Source organism: Pantoea sp. EABMAA-21 (genome assembly GCF_030053335.1).
GTDB classification, from domain to species: domain Bacteria; phylum Pseudomonadota; class Gammaproteobacteria; order Enterobacterales; family Enterobacteriaceae; genus Pantoea; species Pantoea communis.
This window is the reverse complement of sequence record NZ_JASGBX010000011.1, coordinates 199,290-205,853: the sequence shown is the minus strand read 5'-3', so window position 1 is coordinate 205,853 and position 6,564 is coordinate 199,290. Positions and strand designations below refer to the sequence as shown.

Sequence of the window (6,564 nt, the reverse complement as noted above, 5' to 3'; positions counted from 1 at the left end):
GAGCGGTAGTTCAGTTGGTTAGAATACCTGCCTGTCACGCAGGGGGTCGCGGGTTCGAGCCCCGTCCGTTCCGCCACCCTTTTAGGGGCGTAGTTCAATTGGTAGAGCACCGGTCTCCAAAACCGGGTGTTGGGGGTTCGAGTCCCTCCGCCCCTGCCAGAAAACAATCCTTTGCTTCGGCAAAGGATTTTTTTTGTCCAAAATTTGGCATTTACCTCATAAATTCGTCAGTGAAAAGGGTTTGAGTTTCACTGCGCGACACTCAAACCCCTCTCAATTGCTTTATTGCGTCAATACTGGAAATTTAAGCAGCTGACGAATATGTGCTTGTTGATCGCTATTCTGCAGCCACACCGCATAGAGTGGACGAACGGCAACGGGTGTATCTGGAATAACCATCAAATCACTATAAATGCTGTGCCATGAATCCGGTAAAAACGCGCAGGCGCCGGTAGTGTGGAGTAATTCACGTGTCACATGCGCTGAAGTTGTGGTCAATACTGGCACATCATCACTGGATAAATAACTTTCATGTTGATGAAAATCCGCACCCCATTCCAGTTTAATGTAATCATATTTTTCACGTTTCTCAGTCTTACGTGCGCGGAAGAGCGCGAGTGAAATATGACCAATCTGTTGGCTGGTTAATTCATCCATTTTGGGCGCTTCGGTGGTGATTAAAAGGTCCAACTGACGCTCATGTAATTGCTTTACCAGCAAATGCCGTTGTGCGATACGTGCTTCAAGGTGAAGACTTTCACGATTATCATAAAGCGTTTTTAACCAAGGGGTTAGATAAGCTTCCCACAACGACGCGCTGGCACCTATCGATAGCTCATGATGCTGTTGTGTATGTGAAACTTCCTTTTTAGCCATCAGCCAGGTACTCATCAGGCTCTCTGCATAGGGTAATAAACGCTCACCCGCAGAAGTTAGCCGAATATTATTTCGATGACGGGTGAAAAGGTTGACTCCCAACTGATTTTCCAGCTGACGAATGCGAAAACTAACGGCAGATTGCGTGAGGTAAAGCGCTTCAGCAGCACGCCCGAAATGGCGTGTTCTGCTCACTTCGAGGAAAGTTTTCAGTAATTCCGTATCCACAGCATTCTCCCAAAAAATGTTTGTCGTACTGATTTAAATGTTTTGTTTTACACTCTGTCAAGCCTATCTAATACTCCGCGCCATAAATAGCACGGCCATAAGAGAGTCGGGAGCGTGTAAAATGGCGGATAGCTTCGCAACAACAAATCGTTTCTTTGATAACAAACATTACCCTCGTGGTTTTTCACGTCATGGTGATTTCACCATTAAAGAAGCTCAGCTTCTGGAACGCCACGGTTACGCCTTCAATGAACTGGACCTCGCCAAGCGTGAACCAGCGACTGAAGAAGAGCGTTCGTTTTTAGAAGTATGTCGTGGTCTGCGTGAGCCGCAAACGGAAGCTGAACGTGTCTGGTCGAAATATACCGCACGTATTAAGCGTCCTAAGCGTTTCCACACATTGTCTGGCGGTAAGCCGCAGATGGACACTGTGGAAGACTTTAGCGATAGCGATGATTAAAAAATAGCGGGGCTTCTAAAGCCCCGTTTTTTATTCCAGACTGTTGTGCAGAAAGATTAGCAACCGGTCAATGCTGCGATAACCCACCGCCTCCTGCAAATGCTGTCGTGAAATCGTCTCCTCCCCTGCCAAGTCGGCAATCGTCCTGGCGACTTTCAAAATGCGTTGCCACGCGCGCACAGAAAGACCCAGCGAATTCAATACAGCTTCCAGCCATATAGCATCGTCCTGTCTCAGTACACAGCACTGGGCAATCTCCGGATTAGATAAATGCGCGTTTATTTTGCCTGCTCGCTCAATTTGCCTCTGACGAGCAGCAAGGACGCGTTTAAGTACCGTCTCGCTGCTCTCACTGACTTCCTGTTTTTGACTTAAGGTTCCACTGGGTAGCAACGGGATTTCCAGAGACAGATCAAAGCGATCAAGAAACGGACCTGAGAGCCGGCTCAAATAGCGCAGCACCTGTTGCGGCGTGCATCGATTATGACTGCCTTGATAATGCCCGGTAGGGCTGGGGTTCATGGCGCCAATTAACTGAAAGCGCGCAGGATAAGTGACTTTGGCGCGTGTACGGGAAATCGCAATCTCGCCGGATTCAATGGGCTCGCGTAATGCATCCAGTACCTTGCGGTCAAACTCCGGGAGTTCATCCAGAAACAGGACGCCATTGTGCGCCAGAGAGATCTCACCAGGCCGGGGGATTGCTCCTCCTCCCACTAATGCATACAGCGAAGCGCTGTGATGAGGTGCTCTGAATGGCCTTCTGCGCCACTGATGATGGAGATTTCGGCTGCTGACCAGGCTATTAATCGCTGCGCACTCCAGCGCTTCCTGATCGTCTAAGGGCGGCATAATGCCGGGCAGGCGGGTCGCCAGCATGGTTTTCCCTGTGCCGGGCGGTCCAAGCAGTAACAGGTTATGCCCGCCAGCGGCAGTGATCTCCAGGGCGCGGCGTCCTTGTTCCTGACCGATGATTTCGCTGAGGTCCTGGCTTTCCTGTTGCAGCGCCTCAGGTTGAGAATACGCAACGGTGAGTGTCGACTGGTTATGCAGGAAAGCGCAGATCTCGAGCAGATGTTTACCGACGAGCGTTTCCCCTTGTTGGATCAATCCGACATCCCGTTGATTCTCTTCAGCTAACACCATCTGCCTGCCGGCTTGCAAAGCGGCCATCGCTGCTGGAATAGAGGCCTGAACGCCACAGAGCGCGCCGTTGAGTGCTAACTCCCCCAGGAACTCATAGTGCGCCAGTTTCGCGTCAGGAAGCTGCTCTGAGGCCGCGAGAATCGCAATGGCGATGGGAAGGTCGTAGCGCCCACCTTCTTTTGGCAGATCGGCAGGAGCCAAATTGATGGTGACGCGTTTAGCAGGGAAGGTGAATCCGCTATTGATAATGGCACTGCGTACCCGTTCCCGCGCTTCCTTCACCGTGGTTTCAGGCAAGCCAACCAGCGTTAAAGCGGGCAACCCCTTGCTGATATGCACCTCAACCGTTACCAATGGCGCCTGTACGCCGAGCGCCGCGCGAGTGAGAACCTTTGATAAAGACATAACCACTCCTTGTTGTCTTCATCATGCGAGGAGTAAATTCAGATTGCGAATGCGATTAAAAAACATCAGCGCCGGATTCCAGTGAATCAGCGGTTTTTACAATGTTTTCGCCGCAGTTGAGGTCGATATCGCAGAATTAACAGAGAGGTTTCGCAGTGTGCGTAATGAAAATTTTTCACAACTTAAAATAACCTTTAACTTACAAGGCGATAACCCGAGCCGATTGCTTACGTCATAAAAAAACATTATGAAAATAATTGTCAACGCGTAGATAACTATGGTAACTCTGTAGGTATTACTTCGAACAATCGAAAAAACAGACAACACATGAAAGCCCTTCTACAAGTGATTAGCCTAGTCGTGATTAGCGTGGTGGTGATTATTATCCCACCGTGCGGGGCATCGCTTGGAGAAAGAAAGGCTTAAAAATCAAGCCCGGAATTCCAAAAACCCCCGCACCGAAAGGTCCGGGGGTTTTTTTTCGACCTGGCTAAATATCAGCGAATCAGCGAGGAACAGATTATGAGCAGTAGCATAAAATTCTGTTGTTCCACCAGGAATACAGGAGAATAACGATGACAGGTGCACAGTGGGTAGTTCAGGCTTTACGCGCGCAGAGTGTCGACACAGTGTTTGGCTATCCTGGCGGCGCAATCATGCCAGTGTACGATGCGCTCTACGATGGCGGCGTGGAACACCTACTGTGTCGTCATGAGCAAGGTGCTGTGATGGCGGCGATCGGTTATGCCCGTGCCACCGGTAAAACCGGCGTGTGTATCGCCACTTCCGGTCCCGGTGCCACCAACCTGATCACCGGTTTAGCAGATGCGTTTATGGATTCCATCCCGGTTGTCGCGATCACCGGTCAGGTTTCATCTGCGTTCATCGGCACCGATGCCTTCCAGGAAATCGACGTTCTCGGCCTGTCATTAGCCTGCACTAAGCACAGTTTCCTGGTTGAATCCCTCGAAGATTTGCCTTCCGTGATGGCCGAAGCCTTTGCCATCGCCCAGTCTGGCCGTCCCGGTCCGGTTCTGGTGGATATCCCGAAAGACATCCAAATTGCTAGTGCCGATTTAACACCGCATTTGCTGCCGGTTGAAGAGGCGATCAGTCATTCGCCAGAGCATATCGCTGAAGCCCGCGCATTAATGGCGCAGTCGCATAAGCCAATGCTGTATATCGGCGGCGGTGTTGGCATGGCACAAGCGGTGCCTGCATTACGTGCCATGGCTGAAGCAACCGGTATCCCAACGGTGTCCACGTTGAAAGGTCTGGGAAGTGCAGACGCCAGCAGCGATCTCTATCTTGGCATGTTGGGTATGCACGGCACCAAAGCTGCCAACCTTGCCGTGCAATCGTGCGATTTACTGATTGCCGTTGGCGCGCGTTTCGACGACCGCGTCACCGGCAAGTTAGACACCTTCGCCCCGCATGCGAACGTCATTCATATCGATATCGATCCGGCCGAGTTGAACAAATTGCGTCGTGCGCACGTTTCGTTGCAAGGTGATTTGAACCAGGTGCTGCCCGCGTTGAGTATGCCGATGCAGATTGAGGGCTGGCGCACCGAAGTAAAAGCGATGAAAGCCGAGTTTGACTGGCGCTACGATCATCCAGGTGAGGCGATTTATGCGCCGCTGCTGCTGAAACAACTCTCCGATCGTAAAACGGACAGCGCGGTGGTGACCACCGATGTGGGCCAGCATCAGATGTGGGCTGCGCAGCACATGAGCTTCACTCAGCCAGAGAACTTCATCACCTCCAGCGGCCTCGGCACCATGGGCTTCGGACTGCCAGCCGCCATCGGCGCTCAGGTTGCCCGCCCGCAAGACACCGTGATCTGCGTGTCAGGCGATGGCTCAATCATGATGAACATTCAGGAGTTGGGCACCATCAAGCGCGGTAAGCTGCCGGTGAAAATCCTGCTGCTGGATAACCAACGTTTAGGCATGGTGCGCCAGTGGCAGCAGCTGTTCTTTGATGGCCGCTACAGTGAAACCATCCTCACCGATAACCCCGATTTCCTTACGCTGGCCAGCGCCTTTGATATCCCAGGCCAGCACATTAGCCGTAAAGATCAGGTCGACGCCGCGATAGATGCTCTGCTGAACAGTGAAGGTCCTTACTTCCTGCATGTTTCGATTGATGAGCATGAAAACGTCTGGCCATTGGTACCGCCGGGTGCCAGCAACGCAAACATGATGGAGAAAACCGCATGAACCAGCATCAATTGTCTATCGAAGCCCGCTTCCGCCCTGAAATATTGGAGCGCATTTTGCGTGTTGTCCGCCACCGTGGCTTCCAGGTGTGCTCGATGAACATGGCATCTGCGATCAACGCTGAGAACATTAATATCGAGATGACCGTTGCCAGTCAGCGTTCGGTCGATTTACTGTCTTCGCAGTTAAGCAAACTTATGGATGTCGCTTGTGTCGAGATCCAGCAACAGACATCACAACAAATCCGCGCTTAGTCGCCAAAGGAAATAACAATGAGTACGAAGAAAGCAGACTTTATTTGGTTTAACGGGGAGATGGTTAAGTGGGAAGATGCCAAGGTCAGCGTCATGTCTCACGCACTGCACTACGGTACTTCAGTGTTTGAAGGCGTACGTTGCTACGACTCACACAAAGGCCCAGTGGTGTTCCGTCACCGTGAACACATGCAGCGTCTGCACGACTCCGCCAAAATCTATCGTTTTCCTATCGCCGCCTCTGTTGATGAGCTGATGGAAGCGTGCCGCGAAGTGATTCGCGTGAACAAACTGAAAAGCGCTTACATTCGTCCATTGGCGTTTGTTGGCGACGTAGGCCTGGGTGTGAACCCACCAGATGGCTACACCACCGACGTGATCATCGCTGCTTTCCCATGGGGTGCTTACCTGGGTGCTGAAGCACTGGAAAACGGTATCGATGCGATGGTGTCTTCATGGAACCGTGTTGCACCGAATACTCTGCCAACCGCGGCTAAAGCCGGTGGTAACTACCTCTCCTCACTGTTGGTCGGCAGCGAAGCGCGTCGCCACGGTTATCAGGAAGGTATCGCTCTCGACACCAACGGCTATATTTCAGAAGGTGCTGGCGAAAACTTGTTTGAAGTGAAAGATGGCATTCTGTTCACGCCGCCGTTCACTTCTTCAGCCCTGCCAGGTATCACCCGTGACGCCATCATCAAGCTGGCGATCGACCTGGATATCGAAGTGCGTGAGCAAACGCTGTCGCGTGAATCTCTGTATCTGGCTGATGAAGTGTTCATGTCGGGTACTGCGGCAGAAATCACCCCGGTACGTAGCGTTGACGGCATTCAGGTCGGTGCGGGCAAACGCGGTCCAGTGACCACAAAAATTCAGAGCGCATTCTTCGGCCTGTTCACTGGCGAAACCGAAGACAAGTACGGCTGGTTGGATCAAGTTAATCCATAACAAGACAGTTACGCGGGTGCAGCTG

Annotated in this window: 7 protein-coding genes and 1 tRNA gene; 6 read left to right on the top strand and 2 right to left on the bottom strand. The window is 51.8% G+C overall.

The window, feature by feature from the left end; translation table 11 throughout:
* The first annotated feature begins 83 nt into the window (after window positions 1-83).
* Window positions 84-159: transfer RNA gene (locus QMZ65_RS17185), tRNA-Trp, on the top strand.
* A gap of 123 nt (window positions 160-282) precedes the next feature.
* Here the strand turns inward: QMZ65_RS17185 and hdfR are convergent.
* Window positions 283-1,104 carry an HTH-type transcriptional regulator HdfR gene (gene hdfR, locus QMZ65_RS17180; protein WP_097119464.1) on the bottom strand — a complete coding sequence of 274 codons (822 nt, stop codon included), beginning with the start codon at window positions 1,102-1,104 and terminating at the stop codon, window positions 283-285.
* 121 nt (window positions 1,105-1,225) lie between these two features.
* On the opposite strand from hdfR, the gene QMZ65_RS17175 reads away from it, so the two are divergent.
* Entirely contained in the window at window positions 1,226-1,564 is a 339-nt protein-coding gene (locus QMZ65_RS17175) for a MaoP family protein (RefSeq protein ID WP_034820034.1), read from the top strand.
* Window positions 1,565-1,594: 30 nt separating this feature from the next.
* Here QMZ65_RS17175 and QMZ65_RS17170 read toward each other — a convergent pair whose 3' ends face one another.
* Window positions 1,595-3,115, bottom strand: a complete 1,521-nt coding sequence (locus QMZ65_RS17170; RefSeq protein WP_283216412.1) for a YifB family Mg chelatase-like AAA ATPase — start codon at window positions 3,113-3,115, stop codon at window positions 1,595-1,597.
* Between the two features lie 327 nt (window positions 3,116-3,442).
* Between QMZ65_RS17170 and ilvL the strand changes: the two genes are divergently transcribed.
* The 4 genes from ilvL to QMZ65_RS17150 all read left to right on the top strand — a co-directional run bounded on the left by ilvL (window position 3,443) and on the right by QMZ65_RS17150 (window position 6,539).
* Window positions 3,443-3,541 carry an ilv operon leader peptide gene (ilvL, locus tag QMZ65_RS17165; protein ID WP_071531048.1) on the top strand — a complete coding sequence of 33 codons (99 nt, stop codon included), beginning with the start codon at window positions 3,443-3,445 and terminating at the stop codon, window positions 3,539-3,541.
* Window positions 3,542-3,690: 149 nt separating this feature from the next.
* Window positions 3,691-5,337 carry an acetolactate synthase 2 catalytic subunit gene (gene ilvG, locus QMZ65_RS17160; RefSeq protein ID WP_211729173.1) on the top strand — a complete coding sequence of 549 codons (1,647 nt, stop codon included), beginning with the start codon at window positions 3,691-3,693 and terminating at the stop codon, window positions 5,335-5,337.
* Complete coding sequence (gene ilvM, locus QMZ65_RS17155; RefSeq protein ID WP_034820026.1) at window positions 5,334-5,591, top strand: acetolactate synthase 2 small subunit; 258 nt, start codon at window positions 5,334-5,336, stop codon at window positions 5,589-5,591. Before ilvG ends, ilvM begins: the two co-directional genes overlap by 4 nt.
* A gap of 18 nt (window positions 5,592-5,609) precedes the next feature.
* On the top strand, window positions 5,610-6,539 hold the full coding sequence (locus tag QMZ65_RS17150) for a branched-chain amino acid transaminase (protein ID WP_097119461.1): 930 nt from the start codon (window positions 5,610-5,612) through the stop codon (window positions 6,537-6,539).
* The last annotated feature ends 25 nt before the right edge of the window (window positions 6,540-6,564 follow it).